The sequence below is a fragment of the Mesorhizobium sp. M5C.F.Ca.ET.164.01.1.1 genome, from assembly GCF_004792125.1.
Lineage (GTDB): Bacteria > Pseudomonadota > Alphaproteobacteria > Rhizobiales > Rhizobiaceae > Mesorhizobium > Mesorhizobium wenxiniae.
Genome location: NZ_SRTG01000004.1, coordinates 32371 through 55289, shown reverse-complemented (window position 1 = coordinate 55289; position 22919 = coordinate 32371). Strand labels below are relative to the sequence as shown.

Below are 22919 nucleotides of genomic sequence, written 5' to 3'. Positions count from 1 at the left end.
GATCTCCTTGTCACGGTTTGAGCGCCCATACCGTCGCGTGTAGAACGGCGCCCGTTTCGGCGATGAGACGTGCCGATTGCACCGGCTCAAAACCGCTGATCCGCTTCGTGCCAGCCCAACGACCGCGATCCGCGAAGACCTCGATCGATCCGTAGTCAAGGAATATCCGCAGCCGTTTTGGGCGGGCTCCCTTGGCGATATAGCGAGGAGACTGAGCTGCCCCCACGTCTTCATGACAAATGGCAAGTCCCTCGTCGTCGACGACAACCTCGAGGCGAACAGTTGGATGATGGAGCTTCAGGCGGAAATGGGCACCCGGCTTTTCCAACTCGAACAGGATTTCGACCGCGCCGTTGATGAAGCTTACCTGCTCTCCGGCTGCGAGGCGTGTCCGGTCCAGAATATGGCTCCGCAGGCTCTCGGCTGCTCCAATGGGCGGGGTATGCAACTCGCCTGCAGACAGATGGATGTTGCGAGGCAACGTCATGGCTGTGGGGAAATCGATCGCCGGTCCGGTATCGGCCCAGTTGGCAAGCCATCCAATACCGACAATGGCATCACCGTCGACGAAGGCCTGGAAGGCGTAGTTATCCGTCCCGAAGTCGAGTTCCTGTTCGAATTCCTTGGAAAAGGTCTGACCATCGAACCAGCCGACAATGGCCATTGTCAGATTCTTGCGCCGGGTGGACTGGTCCTCACTATTCATCAGGCCGAGAATTAGAACCCAGCGCGTCGCGGGATCGGTCGCAGGCCCGTCGAGCGGCAGCATACAGGGACATTCGATCGCCGTCGTCCGATAGTGTTTCTCGACCAGAAGCTTGCCGATATATGTCCAGCCGGTGGCGGCCGTATGGTCGTGGGTTTCGTAGAGCAGGACAACGCCGCCCTGATCGCTCTGGCTGCCCAGCAGCATTTTCCAACGGCCATCCGGTCCCTTGAAGACGTATGGGTCGCGAAAATCGGTGGTCAATCCCTCGTCAAGCGGGCGGTAGGGCAGGATGACGTCGGCATTTCCCGCCGTGATGAGGTCGCTGGAAGTGGCAGTGAGTTGGATCTGCTGTTCCGGGATACGGTCCTGTACCTGCTCGGTGAAAAAGACGCGAATACCCGGGCCATCGGCAAGCGGGATGGCTGAGCCGGAATACGCACCGCCCCGTTTGTCGGGCCTTGCGGTAAGATCTTCCGACGGGAACAGGAAGATGGGCATGTGACGCCATCGCAAATAGTCGGAAGATACGGCGTGCCCCCAGTGCATCGTGTTCCACCGAAGCCCATGGGAATAATGCTGGTAGAAGAGATGTGGGCGACCTCCAAACCGGCCGAATCCGTTTGGATCGTTCATCCAGCCGAACGGCGGGCGAAAATGATAGCTGTCAGGAATTTTCGGCGGGGCATTTCCCGGATTGGTGTGGATAACTGTAATGCCTGTCTCCAGCACGTCGGCCAATGCGAACCAGTAGGCGACCGATACCGAGGTCTGATCCGTGTCGTAGTCGAGTTCGACACTGCCACCGCCGAAGACGTGAAAAATTCTGAATTCATACTCTTCGGCGTTCGTAACGCTCACCTCGCCGAACTTGCCACGGACATTGGAAAAAGACAGCGAGCCCGGAACGTCCGGCTTGGCCGCCTTAAGCCAGATATGGAACGTGGCGTTGACTGGCAGGTCGGCATGCAGGCTTCGAATGGTGTTCCCTCCCGCAATCCTTACCTTGACCTGGCTGTCACTCATGAAGCTGGCTCCGTTCCGTGCGGCGTTCCCGGACAGATAGAGTATCAAACCCGGTTTTCGACCTGGAAATGCGTTGCAGAAGGTTAAAGCTGGATGTTCACTTTAGCAAAGCCATTCCCGGGATCGGCCAAGACCTTCTCTTTTCCAGGGGTTTTGACCTCGCCGTCGCTGTGGGGTGTCTGCAATTGCTGGCGCGGCCAATAAATTAACCAGCGCTGTTGCCCTGACTGACATTGTCAGCCATCGCACACATAACCTTCTATGGGTTGGCGTATCGCAAACTTTGTCTCAATTTGCGCTGGCTGGCGTCCGGTTACCCACCAGATCACCGACACCACAATGATGGAAACGTAGCCGTCAACAGCATAGTGCCATCCGGTATACACCGAACCGTACATTATCAAGGCTGCGAAGGTCCAACCGAGAACACCGAGCCAGCGATTTAGCGAAGAAAGCAGATAGGCATTCAGTGTGGCAAAGGCGACGTGCATGCTTGGCATAGCCGAAATGCCACCGCCAAGGTCTGGCCGGCCGCTCTGGTAAGCCGTCAGAAGATATGCAGCGGGCTCCCGCACCATGTGGCTATAGTCGAGACCGTCCATGGCGGCGTTGAGTCCGCTGAAGCGGTCCTCGCCAACAAACTGGTGGTAGTAGATCGGCCCGACCGACGCCAGCGCCGAGGCCAAGATGGTGCCGAGGACGCATAACGTCAGCGCTGCTGCCCAGAGGTAGCGGATGCGGCCAATCTTGTCCGACCAGAGAGACACGAAAAGCATGGTGCCGAACCATTGGAAAAACCAAATCACCTCATAGCTGTTGAAGACGACGATCGACCACGTATTGCTGTCGAGCCTGTGCGTGAGTTCCCACGGCGCAGTCCCGTGCAGCCATTCATCCAGATCGGCTAACCAGTTGTCCGCATAGAATGGAACGACGGACGGGATGGCCATCTTGTAGGTAGAGTACGCGGTCAAGCTGGCGAAGAAGAACAGCAGCACCAGCAAACAGCCACGCCAGCGCGCTCGAACCATATCTACGGCGTAGCGAGTTGGCTCCCCTCGGCCGTAAATAAGCGCGGCGGAACAGACACCACTGATAAACAAGATAGGGATACCGACGGTAAATTTCTGAGCATAAACCAGGACCAGATTGAAGAAAGACTGTGGGCTTAGTGCGGACGCGCATACCACGTAAATTGCTATAAAGAAGGCAAGGCGAAACGACCACTTTGTCGATGGACTGTAATCCCCTATCCCTATAGTTAATGACATACTAATTTACCAAGAATCAAATGCGCCATCGGTGGCATTATCAATGTGATAGCGAAGCAAGCTTACCATGCGGTTACTTCGCGCCCGCCCGGACCAACTGCCGGGTTGGAGCGGACCCTCGGTCCTGCGCTATGACTGAAAGCTGAATTTAGGACGATCTCATGGCTATCGCTCCTGACACCAAAGGTGTCTACACCATTGCCCCGACGCCGTTCGAGGCGGATGGCAAGATCGACTGGGAATCACTCGATTCGATGGTCGATTTCTACGAGCGCTGCGGCGTCGATGGGATGACAATCCTCGGCATCATGGGCGAGGCCCCGAAGCTCGACGCCGGCGAATCGCTCGAGATCGTCAAGCGTATCGTGGCGCGCACCAGGCTGCCGGTCATCGTCGGCGTCTCTGCCCCTGGCTTCGCCGCCATGCGCAGCCTTGCGCGCGCCTCGATCGAGGTTGGCGCGCAGAGCGTGATGATTGCGCCGCCGCCGGCGCTGCGCACCGACGACCAGATCGTCACCTATTTCCGCAACGCATCCGAAGCGATCGGCGAAGATGTTCCTTTCGTCCTGCAGGACTATCCGCTGACCCTCTCGGTCGTCATGACGCCGGCCGTCATCCGCCGCATCGTCACCGACAACCCGGCCTGCTTCATGCTCAAGCACGAGGACTGGCCGGGCCTGGAGAAGATCAGCGCGCTGCGCGGCTTTCAGAAGGACGGCTCGCTGCGGCCACTGTCCATTCTCACCGGTAATGGCGGCCTCTTCCTCGACTTCGAGATGGAGCGCGGCGCCGACGGCGCGATGACCGGCTATGCCTTCCCCGACATGCTGGTCGACGTGGTGAAACTGTCTGCCGCCGGCGAGCGCGACAAGGCGCACGACCTTTTCGACGCCCATCTGCCCTACCTGCGCTATGAGCAGCAACCCGGTGTGGGACTTGCGGTACGCAAATATGTGATGATGAAGCGCGGTGCCATCGCGTCCGACGCCCAGCGCAAGCCGGGCAGTGCGTTGTCGGCGGCGGCCAGACAAGAAGTCGACTATTTGCTTATGCGGCTGGAAAGTCGCGTCCGCAAACAAGCCTCAGGATAACGCTACCAGCGGGCTATTTGCCGCGTAATCACGTCAATAGACAGCCGCGTGAGTGTTTGCGTGAAAAACGCATTTTTTGCCAAAGTTCCCAATGGTCCGCTTCGCGGCACGGTTCGGGTCTTTGAAGCAGCTGGCATTTGATGACGGGGCAACTATGCGGTTAGCGCGCGGCATTCCGCGCCCAACCAGCCGCAGGTTCGCACAGTGTTTCAGCTTGCACAAACAGTCCTGGGAAGAGCTGTAGTGAAACAGAAAATTGCGTAGTAAAATAACAGCTTATTGGATAAAGCTGGTGCGGTCGAGAAGACTCGAACTTCCACGGGTTGCCCCACAGCGACCTCAACGCTGCGCGTCTACCAATTCCGCCACGACCGCACGTGGTAGGAGCCGAAACGAACCGGCTCGCGGCGTGTAGCAAATCGTTTCCGGCGAAACAAGGGCGCGTCGCGCAATAATTGCCCGGGATTCGGCATAACCCTCCAAAGGGTTGGAACGCGCTCGGAACTGGACGTTTCAGCCGATTGCCGCCATATGAAGGGCGACACGAGACACGCCATGACAGAACGCAGCCAGATCGCCACGTCGTTCCTGCCCCTGCCCGGTTCAGCACCGGTCGAATGGCGGATCGAACCCGGCCTCACCGCCTATCCGGATGCGCTTGCCGTGATGGAGGCGCGTGCCGAAGCGATCCGAAGCGGCGCCGCCGGCGAGATGGTCTGGCTGGTCGAACACCCGCCGCTCTACACCGCTGGCACCAGCGCCCGCATCGATGACCTGATCGAGCCGGACCGTTTTCCGGTATTCGCGGCCGGGCGCGGCGGCGAATACACCTATCATGGGCCAGGCCAGCGCGTCGCTTATGTGATGCTCGACCTGAAGCGGCGGCGCGAGGATGTCCGCGCCTTCGTCGCGGCGCTCGAACAATGGATCATCGGCACGCTCGCCACCTTCAACGTGCGCGGCGAACGGCGCGAGGACCGCGTCGGCGTCTGGGTGGTGCGGCCGGATCGCCCGGTCCGACCCGACGGCTCGCCGGCCGAGGACAAGATCGCCGCCATCGGCATCAGGCTGAGGCGCTGGGTGAGCTTTCACGGCATCGCCATCAATGTCGAGCCGGATCTCAGCCATTTTAGCGGCATCGTGCCGTGCGGTGTGCAGGATCACGGCGTCACCAGCCTCGTCGACCTCGGCCTTCCTTTGGGGATGGCCGACCTCGATTTCGCGCTGAAATCCGCCTTCGAGGACATCTTCGGACCAGCGGCACCTTTGCTTGTCGAAGCGGCCCGCAAGGCTGGCTGACCAAGCAGCACCGAACCACCGAGCTCCGACGCCGCCCCCACCCCGTGAAGAACGTCAGCGTCTGAGCCATGTCTTTCAGCGCTGCCTCACATCGCTCCGATCCAGATCGCCATGGAAATGAGAAACGTGCTCATGCACACCAGTGACACGACATCCTGAACAAGACCGGTCATAACGCTCTCCTGTTTTCAGTATGTTCGTATTTTGTTCTAATTTTGTTCGAATGTCAACAACCACAATCCGGGCGAGCCGCGAATTGCCGGTGATCAGTTCGGCAGGGTTAAGGAAAGCTTGAGAGCGGATTTCCGCCGCTTCCCGCACTGGCTGCGTGTGGGGAGGTGCAGCCAGATAGCACGCCGGTGATCAGCCCGTAGATGTGTCGAGATTCAGGTCAGGCCTAGCCGGAGTCGAAGACGGGCGCGAAGCGACCAGACTGGGTGGGTTCCAAGAACCGGAACGGAGCGTACTGTTGGGTACGTGAGTACCGGAAGCGCAGGAAACCGCCGTTCGCAGGCCGGCTGAATATCGATACACCTAAAGCGGAACAACCTTGCCGTCGGCCAGCGTGACGCGACGGTCCATGCGCGATGCAAGCTCGTGATTGTGGGTGGCGATCAGCGCCGCCAGCCCCGATTGCCGGACCAGCGCTCCCAGTGCCTCGAACACATAGGAGGCGGTGACCGGATCGAGATTGCCGGTCGGCTCGTCGGCAAGCAGCACCAGCGGCGCATTGGCGACGGCGCGCGCAATGGCGACGCGCTGCTGCTCGCCGCCGGACAATTCGGATGGCCGGTGCTGCGCGCGCTTGCCGATCTGCATATAGTCGAGCAGTTGCGCCGACCGCTCGGCAGCCTCCTTGCGCGTCAGCCCTTTTATCAGCTGCGGCATCATGATGTTTTCCAGCGCCGTGAACTCCGGCAGCAGGTGATGGAACTGATAGACGAAGCCGACATCGTTACGGCGGATCGCCGTGCGCTCGTCGTCGGAAAGCCGCCCGCAGGCGCGGCCTGCCAGAATCACGTCGCCGGCGTCCGGCCGCTCCAGCAGTCCGGCGGTGTGCAACAGCGTCGATTTGCCGGTTCCCGACGGTGCCACCAGCGCCACGATCTCGCCGCGCTTCAGCGAAAAATCGGCGCCGTTGAGGATGGTGAGCTTGCGCGGCCCCTGGACATAGTGCCGCTCGACGCTCTTCAGCTCGATAATGGCCTCGGCCATCATTCGTACCTCAGCGCTTCGACCGGATCGAGCCTGGCCGCGCGCCATGCCGGAAACAGCGTCGCCAGGAACGACAGCACCAGCGCCATCAGGATCACCGAGATCGTCTCGCTGGCGTCCATGCGGGCAGGCAGCTGGCTCAGGAAATAGAGCTCGGGATTGAACAGCCTCTCGCCGGCCAGCCAGGAGAAGAACTGGCGGATTCGCTCGACGTTCAGGCAGATTACGACGCCCAGCAGCACGCCGGCGATGGTGCCCACCACGCCGATCGCCGCGCCGGTCATCAGGAAGATGCGCAGGATCGCGCCGCGCGTGGCGCCCATGGTGCGCAGGATGGCGATGTCGTGGCCCTTGTCCTTCACCAGCATGATCAGGCCCGAAATGATGTTGAGCGCCGCCACCAGCACGATCAGCGTCAGGATCATGAACATGACGTTGCGCTCCACTTGCAGGGCATCGAAGAATGTCCGGTTGCGTTCTCGCCAGTCGACCATGGTGATCGGCCGCTGCGACGCCTCCTCGACCTTCGGCTTCAGCGCGTCGACATTGTCGGGATTGTCGACATAGATCTCGATCGCCTGAGCTCGGCCATCCATGTTGAAATAGAGCTGTGCTTCCGAAAACGGCATATAGACGATGGAGCTGTCATATTCCGACATGCCGACTTCGAAGATCGCCGTGATCGGGTAGCCCTTCATGCGCGGTGTCGTGCCGAGCGGCGTGACATCGCCGTCGGGCGCAATCAGCGTGATCGTGTCGCCGAGCACAAGACCGAGATTGTCGGCCATGCGGCTGCCGATGGCGACGCCCTCGCTTGTGTCGAAGCCGGCGATCGAGCCCTGCTTGATATTGTTGGCGACGATCGAAATTTTAACCAGATCCTCGCCACGTATGCCGCGAACCAGCGCCCCTGACCCGCCGCCGATATTGCCTTGCGCCAGCACCTGCCCGTCGATCAGCGGAATGGCGAGCTGGACGCCGGGCACGCCGTTGATGCGGCTGGCGACCTGCGCATAGTCCTCCAGCGGCATGTCGAGCGGCTGCACGATCAGATGGCCATTGACGCCGAGGATGCGCGTCAGGAGCTCGGCGCGAAACCCGTTCATGACAGCCATCACGACGATCAGCGTGGCGACACCCAGCATGATGCCGAGGAAGGAGATCGAGGCGATGACGGAGATCACCGTCTCCTTGCGGCGCGAGCGCAGATAGCGCCATGCGACCATGCGTTCGAAAACGGAAAAAGGTCCGGCGGCCGGGGGTTTCGCTGCTGCCGCTTCGCTCATGCGGCAAAACCGAAGCGTTTCTTCACGTCCGCGATCGGCAGCGTCTCACGCCCGCCGGTCCTGCGATTCTTGATCTCGACCTCGCCGGCCGCCACGCCGCGCGGCCCGACGATCACCTGCCACGGCAGGCCGATCAGGTCGGCGGTGGCGAACTTGCCGCCTGGCCGCTGGTCGGTGTCGTCGTAGAGCACGTCCTTGCCGACGGCGACAAACGCCGCATGGAGTTCGTCGCAGACGCGGTCGCACTCGGCGTCGCCGGCCTTCATGTTGATCAGGCCGATGTCGAACGGCGCCACCGCCTCCGGCCAGATGATGCCGTTGTCGTCATGGCTGGCCTCGATGATCGCCGCGACCAGCCGCGTCGGGCCAATGCCGTAGGACCCCCCGGAGACAAAATGATCCTTGCCGTCGGGTCCGGTCACCTTGGCACCCATCGGCTTCGAATATTTGTCGCCGAAATGGAAGATGTGGCCGACCTCTATGCCGCGCGCCGAGACCCGGTCGCTCGTCGCAACCTTCTCCCAGGCCGCCTCGTCGTGCATCTCATCGGTCGCGGCATAGGGTGTCGTCCATGTCTTGACGATGTCGCCGATCGCGGCATCGTTGGCGAAGTCGGTGTCCGCCCCCGGCACATCAAGCGCAAGATAGTCACGATGGCAATAGACCTGGCTCTCGCCGGTGTCGGCCAGGATGATGAATTCGTGGCTGAGGTCGCCGCCGATCGGCCCGGTGTCGGCACGCATCGGGATTGCCTGCAGCCCCATGCGCGTGAACGTCCTGAGATAGGACACGAACATGCGGTTGTAAGCCGCCTTGGCGCCTTCGAAGTCGAGATCGAAGGAATAGGCGTCCTTCATCAGAAACTCGCGCGAGCGCATGACGCCGAAGCGCGGCCGCACCTCGTCGCGGAATTTCCACTGGATATGATAGAGGTTGAGCGGCAGATCCTTATAGGACTTCACATAGGCGCGGAAAATCTCGGTGACCACCTCCTCGTTGGTCGGCCCGTAGAGCATGTCCCGGTCTTGCCTATCCTTGATGCGCAGCATCTCCTTGCCATAGTCGTCATAGCGGCCGCTTTCGCGCCACAGCTCGGCGGACTGGATGGTCGGCATCAGGATCTCGAGCGCGCCGGCCCGGTCCTGCTCCTCGCGAATAATCCGGCAGACCTTGTCCAGCACCCTTTTGCCGAGCGGCAGCCAGGAAAAACTGCCTTGCCCCTGCTGGCGGATCATGCCGGCGCGTAGCATCAGCCGGTGCGAGACGATTTCGGCCTCGCGCGGATTTTCTTTAAGGATAGGCAGGAAATAGCGCGACAAACGCATGGACTGGTCCGTGAGAGAGAGGATTGCCGCACCGGAATCGGCGCAGCGCAGGCTTGCTTGCCCCGGCTTCATAGCCATTTCATGACGGAATGGAAACCCGCCCATCGGGTGTCGCAAAGGCGCCGCAGTGCCGCATCCGCCTTGCTGGTCGTTTGGCAAGCAACGCCTGCCATACTATTGTGCACTGCAGCACGAGATTGCTTATTTCCAGGCAAAATTCTGCGTGACATTTTCACCCGCCTTGGTCTAATGTGCCCCGATAACCGAGAGGGCGGAAAGAAATCTGCTCTCCTACGCGGTCAAAGTCTTGGGAGGATGCGATCTAGGCGCGGTTACTCGCTGCCGCCGGACACCGGAAACAGATCGGACGCGTTTAAATTGCAAGGCCTCGGCCTTGCATTTTTTTTGTGCAATCATTTGGTTAGCACGACAAATTGCCAAGTCACTTCACGCGGCGTCAGCACAGCAGGTTTCGAAGGACCTGCATAGGCTTCCGGCCCGGATTGGTGCTCACGTGCAGGATGCGGACAGCCGTGCTGGAGTCTAATTTTCGGGGCTCTGGCTGAAATCCGGCACGATGTGCGGGATGTCGTCGATGCCGAGGCCGAGCCCCCTCGTAAGGCCATAGAAGATACCAAGAAGAACCATCGTGACGATCGTCGTCCGCAGCACGGCGCGCAGCATATGCGGTCCGCGCGGCGCGCTGGGCACCGTGCCCAGGGTCACGTCCTCATCCTCGTCCTGCGTCCTCACGCTGAACGGCAGGATGGCGAACAGCACCACCCACCATGTGATGAAGAACAGGGCGAGAAACGAAACCCAGCTCATGCTTGCTCCAGTTCGACCAGCGTGCCGAAGAAATCCTTGGGATGCAGGAACAGCACCGGCTTGCCATGCGCGCCGGTCTTCGGGTTGCCGTCGCCCAGGACGCGGGCGCCGCTGGCCTTGAGGTGATCACGCGCGGCAAGAATGTCGTCGACCTCATAGCAGACATGATGCATCCCGCCCGAGGGGTTCTTCTCGAGGAATGCTGCGATTGGCGAACCCTCGCCGAGCGGCTCCAGCAATTCGATCTTGGTGTTGCCGACATCGACGAACACTACCGTCACGCCATGCTCCGGCAGCGCCTGCGGTGCGGTCACCCGAGCGCCGAGCGTGTCGCGATAGGCCGCCGTCGCCGCGGCCAGATCCGGCACGGCAAGCGCGACATGGTTCAGGCGTCCGAGCATAGGGTGCTCCGAAAGTTAGGGGAGTAAGGGAATAGGGAGTACGGGAGGAGGGAAAACAAGTCCGCAGGGTCGACCGTAAAGCTATTCGCTCTTCCCTACTCCCCTACTCCCTTATTCCCATACTCTTCACCGCGTGACGAACACCGTAACCAGCGGCTTCTTGCCCCACGCTTCATTGGCGGCGCCGCGGACGGCGCGGCGCACCGCCTCCTGCACGAGGTCGAGGTCTTTTCGGCGCTGACGGGGGATAGAGTCCACGGCGCCGATTGCCGCATCGATCATCAGGTCTTCGAGGCTCTCGCCGCGGGCATCGGCCTCAGCAACGCCGATTGCGACCAGATCGGGATCGCCGGCGAGCTCATATTTGTCGTCGAGCACGACATTGACCGCGACATGGCCGGCAAAGGACAGCTTGCGCCGGTCGCGAATGCCCATCGCCTGGTCGGTGCCGATCAGCCTGCCGTCCTTGTAGATGCGGCCGAACGGCACCTGGTCGATGATCGTCGCCGCACCGGGATAGAGCCGGAGCATGTCTCCGTCGCGCACCTGCGCCACCTGGCCGATGCCGGACACCGACATCAGCGACCCTTGCGCTACAAGATGCGCCGCCTCGCCATGCACCGGCACGCCGATCTGTGGGCGCACCCATTCATACATCTTGCGCAACTCGCTGCGGCGGGGATGGCCGGAGACATGCACCAGCGCATCGCCGTCCTCGATGATCTTGATGCCGAGATCGATCAGGCGGTTCTTGATCTCGAGGATACCCTTCTCGTTGCCGGGAATGGTGCGCGAGGAAAACACCACCGTGTCGCCTGCCGTAAAGGACACCGATTTCATCTCTTCGCGCGACAGTTTTGCCAATGCGGCAAGCGGCTCGCCCTGGCTGCCGGTGCAGATGATGACGAGGTTTTCGCGCGGGATGAAGCCAAAATCCTCCTCGGCGATGAATTCGGGCAGTCCATCCAGATAGCCGAGCTCGCCGGCAACATCGATGACGCGCTTCAGCGAGCGGCCGAGCACAAGGCACTGGCGGCCCGCGTCCCGTGCCGCCTTGGCAATGGAGACGATGCGCCCGACATTGGAGGAAAAAGTGGTGACCGCGACCCGGCCCTTGGCGCTCTGGATGACGCCTTTGAGGCCCTCGCCAACCGCTACTTCCGACGGCGACTCCCCTTCCCGCAGCGCATTGGTGGAATCGCAGATCAGCGCCAGCACGCCCTTGTCGCCATAGGCGCGGAAGCGGGCCTCGTCGGTCATCGGCCCGATCGTCGGCGCAGGATCGATCTTCCAGTCGCCCGTGTGGATGACGGTGCCGGCCGGCGATGTGATCGCCAGCGACATCGGCTCGGGAATCGAATGCGCAACCGGGATGGCCTCGATCGCGAACGGGCCGACACTGAATTTTTGACCGGCGCGGTAGATCGTCACCGGGATCTTCGGTGCGCCCTGCTCGCCCTGCCGCTTGGCTTCCAGCAATCCGGCCCCGAACGGCGTCATCCAGACCGGCGCCTTGAGCTTCGGCCATGTATCGAGCAGCGCGCCGTAATGGTCCTCATGCGCGTGCGTGATGATGATGCCGCGCAGATTGGCGACGTTCTCCTCGATGAAGCGCGTGTCGGGCAGCACCAGGTCGACGCCAGGCAGGCTGGCATCGGGGAAGGTGACCCCGACATCGACGACGATCCATTCGCGCGCATTGGCCGGGCCGTAGCCATAGAGAGCGAAGTTCATGCCGATCTCGCCGACGCCGCCGAGCGGCACGAAGACGAGTTCGGCATTTTCCGCTGTCGCCATGATCTTTCCTTTCCTGGCCGGTCAAACCAGGCCCTTCAAAACTGGGGCCCTTCAAAACTGGGCCCGTCAAACCTGACCCGTCAAACCTGGGCCGACGCGACCGCACCGAAATGCACGTCGCCGGCGGCGATCGTTAGAACCGAACCCTTATCGTCGCGGATCACGAAACGGCAGTCCTCGTCAATGGTCTCGAACGTGCCGCGCACCACATTACCGTCAATTCTGACAGCAACCTGCCCGCCAAGCCCTGCCGCGCGCGCCAGCCAGCGGCGCCTGACGGCGGAAAGCCCTCGCCCATCATTCCACAGCCGCGCATTCTCGCTCCAGGCATCCGACAGCGCCAGAAACAGCGTCTCGGCATCGCAAGCAGCGCCCAGCGCGCTAAGCGATGTCGCCGGATAAGGCAAATCTTCGGGATAGGCCACAACATTGACGCCGATGCCCACCGCCACCGCGAAGCGATCGCCTTCGAGTATCGCCGATTCCAGCAGGATGCCGGCAAGCTTGGCGCCGGAGGCAAGTACATCGTTCGGCCATTTCAGCTCGAAACGGTTCTTGCCATCGCTGCCGCCGTCGAGGCCGATTGCGATCCCGCCCTTCGGCACGACGGCGTCGAGCGCATCGGCCAGCGCCAGGCCGGCGACGAAGCCGAGCGTTGCAGCCAAGCGAAGCTCGGCATTGGTGGCCACCAGCAGCGTTGCCGCCAGATTGCCCTCGGGCGTCGCCCAGACGCGGCCGCGCCGGCCACGTCCGCTTTCCTGTTTTTTTGAAACGACCCAGAGCTTGCCTGGATCTCCCGCCCGCGCATGGTCCAGCGCCAGCGCATTAGTGGAACCGACGGTGTCATGTGCCTCGAGCCGGAACCCTTCCGAGGCCGCTGTTGGAGCCAGCCGAAATGCCATCCCGTCAGAAAAACGTTTTGGCGGCGGCTTCGGCATAGGTGCCGATCGGCCCGCCGATCAGCACATAGAACAGCACGAAGGCGCCGCAGACGCCGAGCACGATGCGAAGTTCGGTCGCCATCGGCACGAAGCCGCCGACCGGTTCGTCGAACCACATGATCTTGATGATGCGCAGATAATAATAGGCGCCCACCACCGAGGCCAGCACGCCGATGATCGCCAGCGCGTAGAGGTTGGCGTTGATGGCGGCGAGGAACACGTACCATTTCCCCCAGAAGCCGGCGAGCGGCGGGATGCCGGCCAGCGAGAACATCAGGATGGTGAGGATCGTCGCCATGATCGGATTGGTCGACGACAGGCCGGCGAGATCGCTGATCTGTTCGACATTGCCTTCCTTGCGCCGCATGGCGAGGATGAAGGCGAAGGTGCCGAGTGTCATCACCAGATAGATCAGCATGTAGATGGCAACGCCGCGCACGCCGGCCTGGCTGTTGGCGGCGAGACCTACCAGCGCGTAGCCCATATGGCCGATCGAGGAATAGGCCATCAGCCGCTTGATGTTGGTCTGGCCGATGGCCGCGAAGGCGCCGAGCGCCATCGAGGCGATCGAGATGAAGACGATGATCTGCTGCCAGTCGGCGGCGATCGGCTCGAACGCGCCCATTGTGACGCGCACGATCAGCGCCATCGCCGCCATCTTCGGCGCCGCCGCGAGGAAGGCCGTCACCGGCGTCGGCGCGCCCTCATAGACGTCGGGCGTCCACATGTGAAACGGCACCGCCGATATCTTGAAGGCGAGGCCGGCCAGCACGAAGACCAGGCCGAAGACGAGGCCAAGCTGCCGCTCGCCGCCGCCCAGCGCCGTGGCGATCTCCTGGAAGCCGGTGTTGCCGGTGTAGCCGTAGACGAGGCTGATGCCGTAAAGCAGCATGCCCGACGACAGCGCGCCGAGGACGAAATATTTCAGCCCCGCCTCGGTCGAGCGCAGATTGTCCCGGTTGATCGCCGCCAGAACATAGATCGCCAGCGATTGCAATTCGAGGCCGAGATAAAGCCCGATCATGCCGTTGGCCGAGATCATCAGCATCATGCCGAGCGTGCACAGCAGGATCAGCACCGGATATTCGAACTTGTCGAAATGCTCCGCCTTGGCGAAGCGCATAGACATGACCAGCGTCACCGCCGACCCGATCAGCGCCAGCACCTTCATGAAGCGGGCGAAGGGATCCAGGACGAAGGCTTCGCCGTAGGCATTGCCCTGCCCGGTGGAAAAGATCGTCCAGACGCCGGCAACCACTAGGACGGCGACGGCAAGGCCGCTCACCGTGGTGGTGGTGTTCGCGCGCGAATAGGCGCCGAGCATCAGCAGCGCCAGGGCGCCGACGGCGAGGATCAGCTCTGGCGTCGAGAGCGACAGGCTGGAGAGAAGGTCCGGCGTCATGGTTCGCAAACCTCTTAGTCAGTTCGCCGCCGCGGTTTGCGCGGTGTCGATGGATGCGGTGACATTGGTGACGAGCGCCTTGACCGATTCGGCCGTCGCATCGAAGACCGGCGCCGGGTAGACGCCGAAGAAGATGACCAGCGCGGCCAGCGGATAGATGATCACCTTCTCGCGCGCCGACAGGTCGAGCAGGCCTTTCAGGCTGTCCTTGGTCAGCGCGCCGAAGATCACCCGGCGATAGAGCCAGAGCGCATAGGCCGCCGACAGGATGACACCGGTGGCGGCGAAGAACGCCACCCAGGTGTTGACCCGGAACACGCCGAGCATGGTCAGGAACTCGCCGACGAAGCCGCTGGTGCCTGGCAGGCCGACATTGGCCATGGTGAAGATCATGAACGCGGTGGCGTATTTCGGCATGTTGTTGACCAGCCCGCCATAGGCGTCGATGTCGCGCGTGTGCATGCGGTCATAGATGACGCCGACACAGAGGAACAGCGCGCCGGAGACAAGGCCGTGCGACAGCATCTGGAAAATTGCCCCCTGAACGCCTTCCTGGTTCATCGCGAAGATGCCCATGGTGACGAAGCCCATATGGGCGACCGACGAATAGGCGATCAGCTTCTTCATGTCCTCCTGCATCAGCGCCACCAGCGAGGTGTAGATGATGGCGACGACGGACAGCGCGAAGACCAGCGGCGCGAACATCTCAGAGGCGATCGGAAACATCGGCAGCGAAAAGCGCAGGAAGCCGTATCCGCCCATCTTCAGCAGGATGGCGGCCAGGATCACCGAGCCGGCCGTCGGCGCCTCGACATGGGCGTCCGGCAGCCAGGTGTGCACCGGCCACATCGGCATCTTCACGGCGAAGGAGGCGAAGAAGGCGAGCCATAGCCAGGTCTGCATGCTGGCCGGGAAGTTGTGCGTCAGAAGCGTCGGGATGTCGGTGGTGCCGGACTGGAAGAACATCGCCATGATGGCGAGCAGCATCAGCACCGAGCCCGCCAGCGTATAGAGGAAGAACTTGAACGAGGCGTAGACGCGCCGCTTGCCGCCCCACACGCCGATGATGATGAACATCGGGATCAGGCCGGCTTCGAAGAAGACATAGAACAAAACGATGTCGAGCGCGCAGAACACGCCGATCATCAGCGTCTCCAGCAGCAGGAAGGCGATCATGTAGGCCTTGACGCGTTTCTCGATCGATTCCCACGAAGCCAGGATGCAAAGCGGCATCAGGAAGGTGGTCAGGATGACGAACAGCATGGAGATGCCGTCGACGCCCATATGGTAGGAGATGCCGGAATCTAGCCAGGCAAACTTCTCGACGAACTGGAAGCCAGGCTCCGAATTGTCGAACCCGGTCCAGATGAACAGCGAGATGATGAAGGTGATGCTCGTCGTCCACAACGCGATGGCGCGGATGTTGCGGCGGGCATTCTGGCTGTCGTCATTGATCAGCAGAATGAACAGCACACCAACCAGCGGCAGGAAGGTGACCAGCGAGAGGATCGGCCAGGCGGTCATCAGAGCATCATCCAGGTGACGAATGCGGCAACGCCGATCAGCATGGCGAAGGCATAGTGATAGAGGTAGCCGGTCTGCAGCTTGACGACCCGGTTGGTGACGTCGACGACGCGCGCCGAAACGCCGTCCGGACCAAGCCCGTCGATGACGGTGCCGTCACCGGTCTTCCACAGAAAATGGCCCAGGCGTTTTGCCGGCCGCACGAACAGGAGGTCGTAGAGCTCGTCGAAATACCACTTGTTGAGCAGGAAGGCGTAGAGCCCGCGATGCTGCGCCGCCAAATTCTTCGGCATCTCCGGCGCGCGGATGTAGAATTGCCAGGCAATCGCAAAGCCGATCAGCATGGCGACAAACGGCGCCAGCTTCACCCATAACGGCACTTCGTGCATGTCGTGCAGGATGTGGTTTTCCGGGAGCGTAAACAGCGACGCCTTCCAAAACTCGGCATAGCCCTCGCCGATGAACGCGCCATGGAAGATCACGCCGGCGAACAGCGCGCCCGCCGCCAGGATGTACAGCGGCACCAGCATGACCGGCGGCGATTCATGGACATGGTGCATGACCTCGTGGCTCGCCCGCGGCTGGCCGTGGAAGGTCATGAAGATCAGCCGCCAGGAATAGAAGCTGGTGAAGCAGGCGGCGACGACCAGCAGCACGAAGGCAAGGCCGGCCATCGGATTGTGCGCGGCAAAGGCGCTTTCGATGATCGCGTCCTTGGAGAAGAAGCCGGCGGTGCCGATGACCGTCACCGGAATGCCTACGCCGGTCAGCGCCAGCGTGCCGATCACCATCATCCAGTAGGTCTTCGGAATGAGCGTCCTGAGGCCGCCCATGTTGCGCATGTCCTGTTCGTCGGAGACGGCGTGGATCACCGAGCCAGAGCCGAGGAACAACAGCGCCTTGAAGAAGGCATGCGTGAACAGATGGAAGATAGCCGCGCCATAGGCGCCGACGCCGAGCGCTACGAACATATAGCCGAGCTGCGAGCAGGTCGAATAGGCGATGACGCGTTTGATGTCGTTCTGGACGAGGCCGACGGTCGCCGCGAAGAACGCGGTGAAGGCGCCGATGAAGGTGACCACGATCAGCGCCGAATGCGACAGTTCGAACAGCGGCGACAGCCGCGCCAGCATGAACACGCCGGCGGTCACCATGGTGGCGGCATGGATAAGCGCAGAGACCGGCGTCGGGCCTTCCATGGCGTCGGGCAGCCAGGTGTGCAGCGGCACCTGGGCCGACTTGCCCATGGCGCCCATGAACAAAAGTAGGCAGACGACGGTCATCGCGGCCTGCTTGTCGAGCGCATAGCCGAGGAAGGTCAATACTGCAGCGCCCTCGGGGGCGCCTTCGGCCGGAATGAATGTCGCTGCATTGGCGAATATGGTGCCGAGATTGACCGAGCCGAACAGCACAAACACACCGAAGATGCCGAGCGCAAAGCCGAAATCGCCGACGCGGTTGACGACGAAGGCCTTGATCGCGGCGGCATTGGCCGACGGCTTTTTGTACCAGAAGCCGATCAGCAGGTAGGAGGCGAGACCGACGCCTTCCCAGCCGAAGAACATCTGCACGAGGTTGTCGGCGGTCACCAGCATCAGCATGGCGAAGGTGAACAGCGACAGATAGGCGAAGAAGCGCGGCCGGTTCGGGTCGTGATGCATGTAGCCGATCGAGTAGATGTGGACCAGCGCCGACACAGTGTTGACCACAACCAGCATCACCACCGTCAGCGTGTCGATGCGCAGCGCCCATGCGGCCTCTAACCCGCCCGACTGAATCCAGCGCAGCACCGGCACGGTGAACACCTCGCCCTCGCCGAAACCGACGGCGAAGAAGGCGACCCACGACAGCACGGCTGATATCACCAGGAAGCCGGAGGTGATGTATTCGGACGCCTTGGCGCCGAGCGACGTGCCGAACAGGCCGACGATCAGGAAGCCGAGCAGCGGAAGGAAGACGATGGCCTGATACATGGTGGTTTCCGTCAACCCTTCATCATGTTCACGTCTTCGACCGCGATCGAACCGCGGTTGCGGAAGAAGACGACGAGAATGGCGAGGCCGATCGCCGCTTCAGCCGCTGCGACCGTCAGCACGAACAGCGCAAACACCTGTCCGACGAGATCGCCGAGTGCTGCCGAGAAGGCGACGAAATTGATGTTGACCGCGAGCAGGATCAGCTCGATCGACATCAGGATGACGATGATGTTCCTGCGGTTGAGAAAAATGCCGAACACGCCGAGCGTGAACAGGATCGCCGATACGGTCAGATAGTGTGCGATGCCGACGACCATCTCAGATTCCTTCGCCTGTCTTGACCTTGCGGATTTCCATTCCCGTTGCCGGCGTGCGGCCGACTTGGGCTGATATCGACTGACGCTTGATGCCCGGCTTGTGGCGCAGCGTCAGCACGATGGCGCCGATCATGGCGACCAGCAGCACAAGGCCTGCAATCTGGAAATAGTAGAGGTAGTCCGTGTAGAGGATGTCGCCGAGCGCTGCCGTGTTCGAGCGCGCGGCAAGGTCCGGAATGGGCTTCGAAACCGTCGCGGCCAGTTGCGGCGCGAACGTATAGCCGCCGAGCACCACGATCAGCTCAGCCGCCAGGATCAGCCCGACCAGCGCGCCGATCGGCGCATATTGCAGGGCGCCTTCCTTCATTTCGGCGAAATCGACGTCGAGCATCATGACGACGAACAGGAACAGCACCATGACCGCGCCGACATAGACGACGAGCAGGATCATCGCCAGGAACTCGGCGCCGGTCAGCATAAACAGGCCCGCAGCGTTGAAGAAGGTCAGGATCAGGAACAGCACCGAATGCACGGGATTGCGCGCCGAAATGACCATGAACGCCGAGGCCACCGCGACAAAGGCGAAGAGGTAGAAAAAGGCCGCCTCTAGTCCATTTAGCATGGGTTCCCCCGGGGTTCCTGTCGGACCGGCTTTCGCCCTGTCCGTTGTGTGCTTCGTTCCGCCTCCGGTGCCGAAGCCGCGTGTTCCTAGCGCATGTTCCGATCGGGTTGAAAGACCCGATCGAAAGAAACATGCGCCCTTCTCCTACTTCGGAGGATGATCTTGTCCGAAAAGTCTGCAACTTTTCGGGATCATCCTCTGAACGAGGCCTCTCGCCCCGTCCATGCGTCAAATGTCAGCGATACGGCGCATCCAGCGAGATGTTGCGCGCCAGTTCGCGCTCCCAGCGGTCGCCATTGGCCAGCAGCTTGTCCTTGTCGTAATAAAGTTCTTCGCGCGTCTCGGTGGCGAATTCGAAATTCGGCCCCTCGACGATGGCGTCGACCGGGCATGCCTCCTGGCAGAAGCCGCAATAGATGCACTTCACCATGTCGATGTCGTAGCGCACGGTGCGGCGCGTGCCGTCATTGCGGCGCGGGCCGGCCTCGATGGTGATGGCTTGCGCCGGGCAGATCGCCTCGCACAATTTGCAGGCGATGCAGCGTTCCTCGCCGTTCGGATAGCGGCGCAGCGCATGCTCGCCGCGGAAGCGCGGACTGGTCGGCCCCTTCTCGTGCGGATAGTTGATCGTCTCCTTCGGCGCGAAGAACTGGCGCATCGACAGGAAGAAAGCGCTGACGAAGTCCTGCAGGAGCAGCGATTTTGCGGCTTGGGCTAGAGCAGACATCACGCAAACCCCGTGATCTTGAGGAACGCGGCGACAATCACCACCATCGCCAGCGAGATCGGCAGGAAGACCTTCCAGCCGAGCCGCATCAGCTGGTCGTAGCGGTAGCGCGGCACGAAGGCCTTCACCATGGAGATCATGAAGAACACCAGGCAGACCTTGAGCACGAACCAGATCAGACCCGGCACCCAGGTGAAGGGAGCGAAGTCGAAGGGTGGCAGCCAGCCGCCGAGGAACAGGATGGTGGCCAGCGCGCACATCAGCACGATGGCGACATATTCGCCGAGAAAGAACAGCAGGAACGGCGTCGACGAATATTCGACCATATGGCCGGCGACGAGTTCCGATTCGGCTTCGACAAGGTCAAAAGGCGGGCGGTTCGTTTCGGCCAGCGCCGAGATAAAGAAGATGACGAACATCGGGAACAGCGACAGCCAATGCCAGTCGAGGAAGGTGTTAGGCAGGCCAACTCGCGTGCCCAGCCCGTCCTGCTGCGACAGCACGATGTCGGACAGGTTGAGCGAGCCGACGCAAAGCAGCACGGTGACAATGACGAAGCCGATCGAGACCTCGTAGGACACCATCTGCGCCGCCGAGCGCAGCGCGCCGAGGAACGGATATTTCGAGTTGGACGCCCAGCCGCCCATGATCACGCCATAGACCTCGAGCGAGGAGATGGCGAAGACATAGAGGATGCCGACATTGACGTTGGCAATCGCCCAGCCCTCGTTGACCGGGATCACCGCCCAGGCCGAGATCGCCAGCACCGCCGAAACCAAAGGCGCTAGGAGAAAAACGCCCTTGTTGGCGCCGGACGGAATCACCGGCTCCTTGAACACGAACTTCAGAAGGTCGGCGAAAGCCTGCAGCGTGCCCCATGGGCCGACGACGTTCGGGCCGCGGCGCAGCTGCACCGCCGCCCAGATCTTGCGGTCCGCGTACAGGATGTAGGCGACGAAGATCAACAGCACGACGATCAGCACGACCGACTTCAACAGGATGAGCAGCGCCGGCAGCACGTAGAAGGAGAAGAAGGTGTCCATGCTATTCCGCCGCCTGCCTGAAGCCGTTTTTCGCCAGCGCCGAGCATTCCGCCATCACGGCGGAAGCCCGGGCGATCGGGTTGGTCAGGTAGAAGTCCTTGACCGGCGAGGTGAAGGCGCCCTTGTTCAGCCGCCCGCCGAGCTTCGCCACCTTGGCGATATCGTCAGCATTGCCGGCCGCCACCTGGTCGATGCGGGCAAGATGCGGGTATTCCGAATAGAGTTTCGCGCGAAGCTGCGGCAGCGAATCGAACGGCAGCTTCTTACCCAGCACATCCGACAGCGCCCGCAGGATCGCCCAGTCCTCGCGCGCATCGCCCGGCGCGAAGCCGGCTCGGTTGGTCTGCTGCACGCGGCCCTCGGTGTTGACGTAGGTGCCCGATTTTTCGGTATAGGCGGCGCCCGGGAGGATAACGTTGGCGCGGTGCGCGCCCTGATCGCCATGCGTGCCGATATAAACGACGAAGGCGCCGCCGGTCTTGGCCATGTCGATCTCGTCGGCGCCGAGCAGGAACAGCACGTCCATATCGCCCAGCATGCCGGCGACGTTTTTGCCGCCCTCACCCGGCACGAAGCCGACATCGAGCCCGCCGACACGCGCCGCCGCAGTGTGCAGCACGGCAAACCCGTTCCAGTCGGCTCTCGCCGCATTGACGGCGGTGGCGAGCTTGGCCGCCTGGCCGAGCACGGCCGCGCCATCCGAGCGTGCCAGCGCACCCTGGCCGACGATAACAAGCGGATGCGTCGCTTTCTTCAGCACCTGGAAGAACTTGCCGTTGCCGTCGGCCAGATCCTTCAGCGATTCCGTTCCGGCGCCGAGCTGCTCATAGTCGTAGCGCGTGTCGCCGACATCGCCGATAACGCCGACCGGCAGGTTGCCGACCCGCCAGCGCTTGCGGATGCGGGCGTTGAGCAAGGACGCCTCGAAGCGCGGATTGGCGCCGATGATCAGCACCGCGTCGGCCTGCTCGATGCCCTCGATGGTCGGGTTGAAGATATAGCTTGCCCGGCCGAGCGACGGATCGAGCGCGGCACCGTCCTGGCGGCAGTCGGTGTTCTTCGAGCCGAGCGAGGCCATCAGCAGCTTCAGCGCATAGATCTCCTCGACGGCGGCGAGATCACCTGCAATGGCGCCGATCTTGTCGGGTGCAGTGCTCGACACCGCTTCTTTGATCGCGGAGAAAGCCTCGGCCCAGCTTGCTGGGGCCAGCTTGCCGTACTTGCGGACGTATGGCCGGTCGAGGCGCTGGGTGCGCAAGCCGTCCCAGATGAAGCGGGTCTTGTCGGAAATCCACTCCTCGTTCACCGCCTCGTTGGTGCGCGGCAGGATGCGCATCACTTCGCGGCCTCTGGAATCGACGCGGATCGCCGAGCCGACAGCATCCATCACGTCGATGGATTCGGTCTTGGTCAGCTCCCACGGCCGTGCCTGGAAGGCGTAGGGTTTGGAGGTCAGCGCGCCGACCGGGCAAAGGTCGATGACGTTGCCCTGCAGTTCCGAGGTCATTGCGTTTTCGAGATAGGTGGTGATCTCGGCGTCCTCGCCGCGGCCGATCAGGCCGAGCTCGGAAATACCGGCAATTTCGGTGGTGAAGCGGACGCAGCGCGTGCAATGGATGCAGCGGTTCATGATCGTCTTGACCAGCGGCCCGATATACTTGTCTTCGACCGCCCGCTTGTTCTCGTGATAGCGCGAGGAATCGACGCCGAACGCCATCGCCTGGTCCTGCAGGTCGCACTCGCCGCCCTGGTCGCAGATCGGGCAATCCAGCGGATGGTTGATCAGCAGGAATTCCATCACGCCTTCCCTGGCCTTCTTGACCATCGGCGTGTTGGTGAAAATTTCCGGCGTTTCGCCATTCGGTCCGGGACGCAGGTCGCGCACGCCCATGGCGCAGGACGCTTGCGGCTTGGGCGGCCCGCCCTTCACCTCGATCAGGCACATGCGGCAGTTGCCGGCGATCGACAGCCGCTCATGGAAGCAGAAGCGCGGCACTTCCGCGCCGGCGTCCTCGGACGCCTGCAGCAGCGTGTAGTGGTCGGGTACAGTAATCTCTTTCCCGTCGACCTTGAGCTTTGCCATGTCGTCTCAAACCCCTGCGGACATTCCGCAATCTTTCTT

General features: G+C 61.9%; 19 protein-coding genes and 1 tRNA gene. 2 read left to right on the top strand and 18 right to left on the bottom strand.

The annotated features are described in order from the left end of the window. Positions 1–10 precede the first annotated feature (10 nt). The gene (locus EN807_RS22950) at positions 11–1732 is read right to left on the bottom strand and encodes a GH32 C-terminal domain-containing protein (RefSeq protein ID WP_135936790.1); all 1722 of its coding nucleotides are present in this window, start codon (positions 1730–1732) and stop codon (positions 11–13) included. A gap of 236 nt (positions 1733–1968) precedes the next feature. Further along, positions 1969–2730 (bottom strand): phosphatase PAP2 family protein, encoded by a 762-nt coding sequence (locus EN807_RS22945; protein ID WP_246684314.1) that lies wholly within the window; start codon positions 2728–2730, stop codon positions 1969–1971. Positions 2731–3164: 434 nt separating this feature from the next. Here EN807_RS22945 and EN807_RS22940 point away from each other — a divergent pair, with 434 nt between their 5' ends. Continuing rightward, complete coding sequence (locus EN807_RS22940) at positions 3165–4094, top strand: dihydrodipicolinate synthase family protein (protein ID WP_135936788.1); 930 nt, start codon at positions 3165–3167, stop codon at positions 4092–4094. A 290-nt stretch (positions 4095–4384) separates the two neighbouring features. On the opposite strand, the gene EN807_RS22935 is transcribed toward EN807_RS22940, so the two are convergent. Then, a tRNA-Leu gene (locus EN807_RS22935) sits at positions 4385–4469 on the bottom strand. 180 nt (positions 4470–4649) lie between these two features. On the opposite strand from EN807_RS22935, the gene lipB reads away from it, so the two are divergent. Beyond that, on the top strand, positions 4650–5393 hold the full coding sequence (gene lipB / locus EN807_RS22930; RefSeq protein ID WP_135936787.1) for a lipoyl(octanoyl) transferase LipB: 744 nt from the start codon (positions 4650–4652) through the stop codon (positions 5391–5393). A 534-nt stretch (positions 5394–5927) separates the two neighbouring features. On the opposite strand, the gene EN807_RS22925 is transcribed toward lipB, so the two are convergent. From EN807_RS22925 to nuoG, 15 genes are all read right to left on the bottom strand, one after another. After that, complete coding sequence (locus EN807_RS22925) at positions 5928–6611, bottom strand: ABC transporter ATP-binding protein (RefSeq protein ID WP_174654574.1); 684 nt, start codon at positions 6609–6611, stop codon at positions 5928–5930. Then, positions 6608–7894 (bottom strand): lipoprotein-releasing ABC transporter permease subunit, encoded by a 1287-nt coding sequence (locus tag EN807_RS22920; protein ID WP_135936786.1) that lies wholly within the window; start codon positions 7892–7894, stop codon positions 6608–6610. The genes EN807_RS22925 and EN807_RS22920 overlap by 4 nt, the downstream gene beginning before the upstream one ends. Further along, on the bottom strand, positions 7891–9219 hold the full coding sequence (proS, locus tag EN807_RS22915; protein ID WP_135936785.1) for a proline--tRNA ligase: 1329 nt from the start codon (positions 9217–9219) through the stop codon (positions 7891–7893). The genes EN807_RS22920 and proS overlap by 4 nt, the downstream gene beginning before the upstream one ends. A 543-nt stretch (positions 9220–9762) precedes the next feature. Then, positions 9763–10047: a DUF1467 family protein gene (locus tag EN807_RS22910; protein ID WP_135936784.1), complete on the bottom strand. Its 285-nt coding sequence runs from the start codon at positions 10045–10047 to the stop codon at positions 9763–9765. Then, on the bottom strand, positions 10044–10448 hold the full coding sequence (gene mce, locus EN807_RS22905; RefSeq protein ID WP_095483449.1) for a methylmalonyl-CoA epimerase: 405 nt from the start codon (positions 10446–10448) through the stop codon (positions 10044–10046). The genes EN807_RS22910 and mce overlap by 4 nt, the downstream gene beginning before the upstream one ends. Positions 10449–10574: 126 nt before the next feature. After that, positions 10575–12245, bottom strand: coding sequence for a ribonuclease J (locus tag EN807_RS22900; RefSeq protein WP_135936783.1), 1671 nt, complete (start codon positions 12243–12245; stop codon positions 10575–10577). 80 nt (positions 12246–12325) lie between these two features. Next, the gene (locus EN807_RS22895) at positions 12326–13147 is read right to left on the bottom strand and encodes a biotin--[acetyl-CoA-carboxylase] ligase (protein ID WP_135936782.1); all 822 of its coding nucleotides are present in this window, start codon (positions 13145–13147) and stop codon (positions 12326–12328) included. Positions 13148–13151: 4 nt separating this feature from the next. Then, complete coding sequence (gene nuoN / locus EN807_RS22890) at positions 13152–14588, bottom strand: NADH-quinone oxidoreductase subunit NuoN (protein ID WP_135936781.1); 1437 nt, start codon at positions 14586–14588, stop codon at positions 13152–13154. 18 nt (positions 14589–14606) lie between these two features. Continuing rightward, positions 14607–16112 carry an NADH-quinone oxidoreductase subunit M gene (locus tag EN807_RS22885; protein WP_135936780.1) on the bottom strand — a complete coding sequence of 502 codons (1506 nt, stop codon included), beginning with the start codon at positions 16110–16112 and terminating at the stop codon, positions 14607–14609. Further along, on the bottom strand, positions 16112–18085 hold the full coding sequence (nuoL, locus tag EN807_RS22880) for an NADH-quinone oxidoreductase subunit L (protein ID WP_127316913.1): 1974 nt from the start codon (positions 18083–18085) through the stop codon (positions 16112–16114). The genes EN807_RS22885 and nuoL overlap by 1 nt, the downstream gene beginning before the upstream one ends. Before the next feature lie 11 nt (positions 18086–18096). After that, positions 18097–18405: an NADH-quinone oxidoreductase subunit NuoK gene (gene nuoK / locus EN807_RS22875; RefSeq protein ID WP_023798863.1), complete on the bottom strand. Its 309-nt coding sequence runs from the start codon at positions 18403–18405 to the stop codon at positions 18097–18099. 1 nt (position 18406) lies between these two features. Beyond that, on the bottom strand, positions 18407–19027 hold the full coding sequence (locus EN807_RS22870; RefSeq protein WP_029352049.1) for an NADH-quinone oxidoreductase subunit J: 621 nt from the start codon (positions 19025–19027) through the stop codon (positions 18407–18409). 235 nt (positions 19028–19262) lie between these two features. Continuing rightward, complete coding sequence (gene nuoI, locus EN807_RS22865) at positions 19263–19754, bottom strand: NADH-quinone oxidoreductase subunit NuoI (protein ID WP_023798861.1); 492 nt, start codon at positions 19752–19754, stop codon at positions 19263–19265. Next, the gene (nuoH, locus tag EN807_RS22860) at positions 19754–20797 is read right to left on the bottom strand and encodes an NADH-quinone oxidoreductase subunit NuoH (RefSeq protein ID WP_023798860.1); all 1044 of its coding nucleotides are present in this window, start codon (positions 20795–20797) and stop codon (positions 19754–19756) included. Before nuoH ends, nuoI begins: the two co-directional genes overlap by 1 nt. 1 nt (position 20798) lies before the next feature. Beyond that, the gene (nuoG, locus tag EN807_RS22855; protein WP_135936779.1) at positions 20799–22880 is read right to left on the bottom strand and encodes an NADH-quinone oxidoreductase subunit NuoG; all 2082 of its coding nucleotides are present in this window, start codon (positions 22878–22880) and stop codon (positions 20799–20801) included. Positions 22881–22919 lie beyond the last annotated feature (39 nt).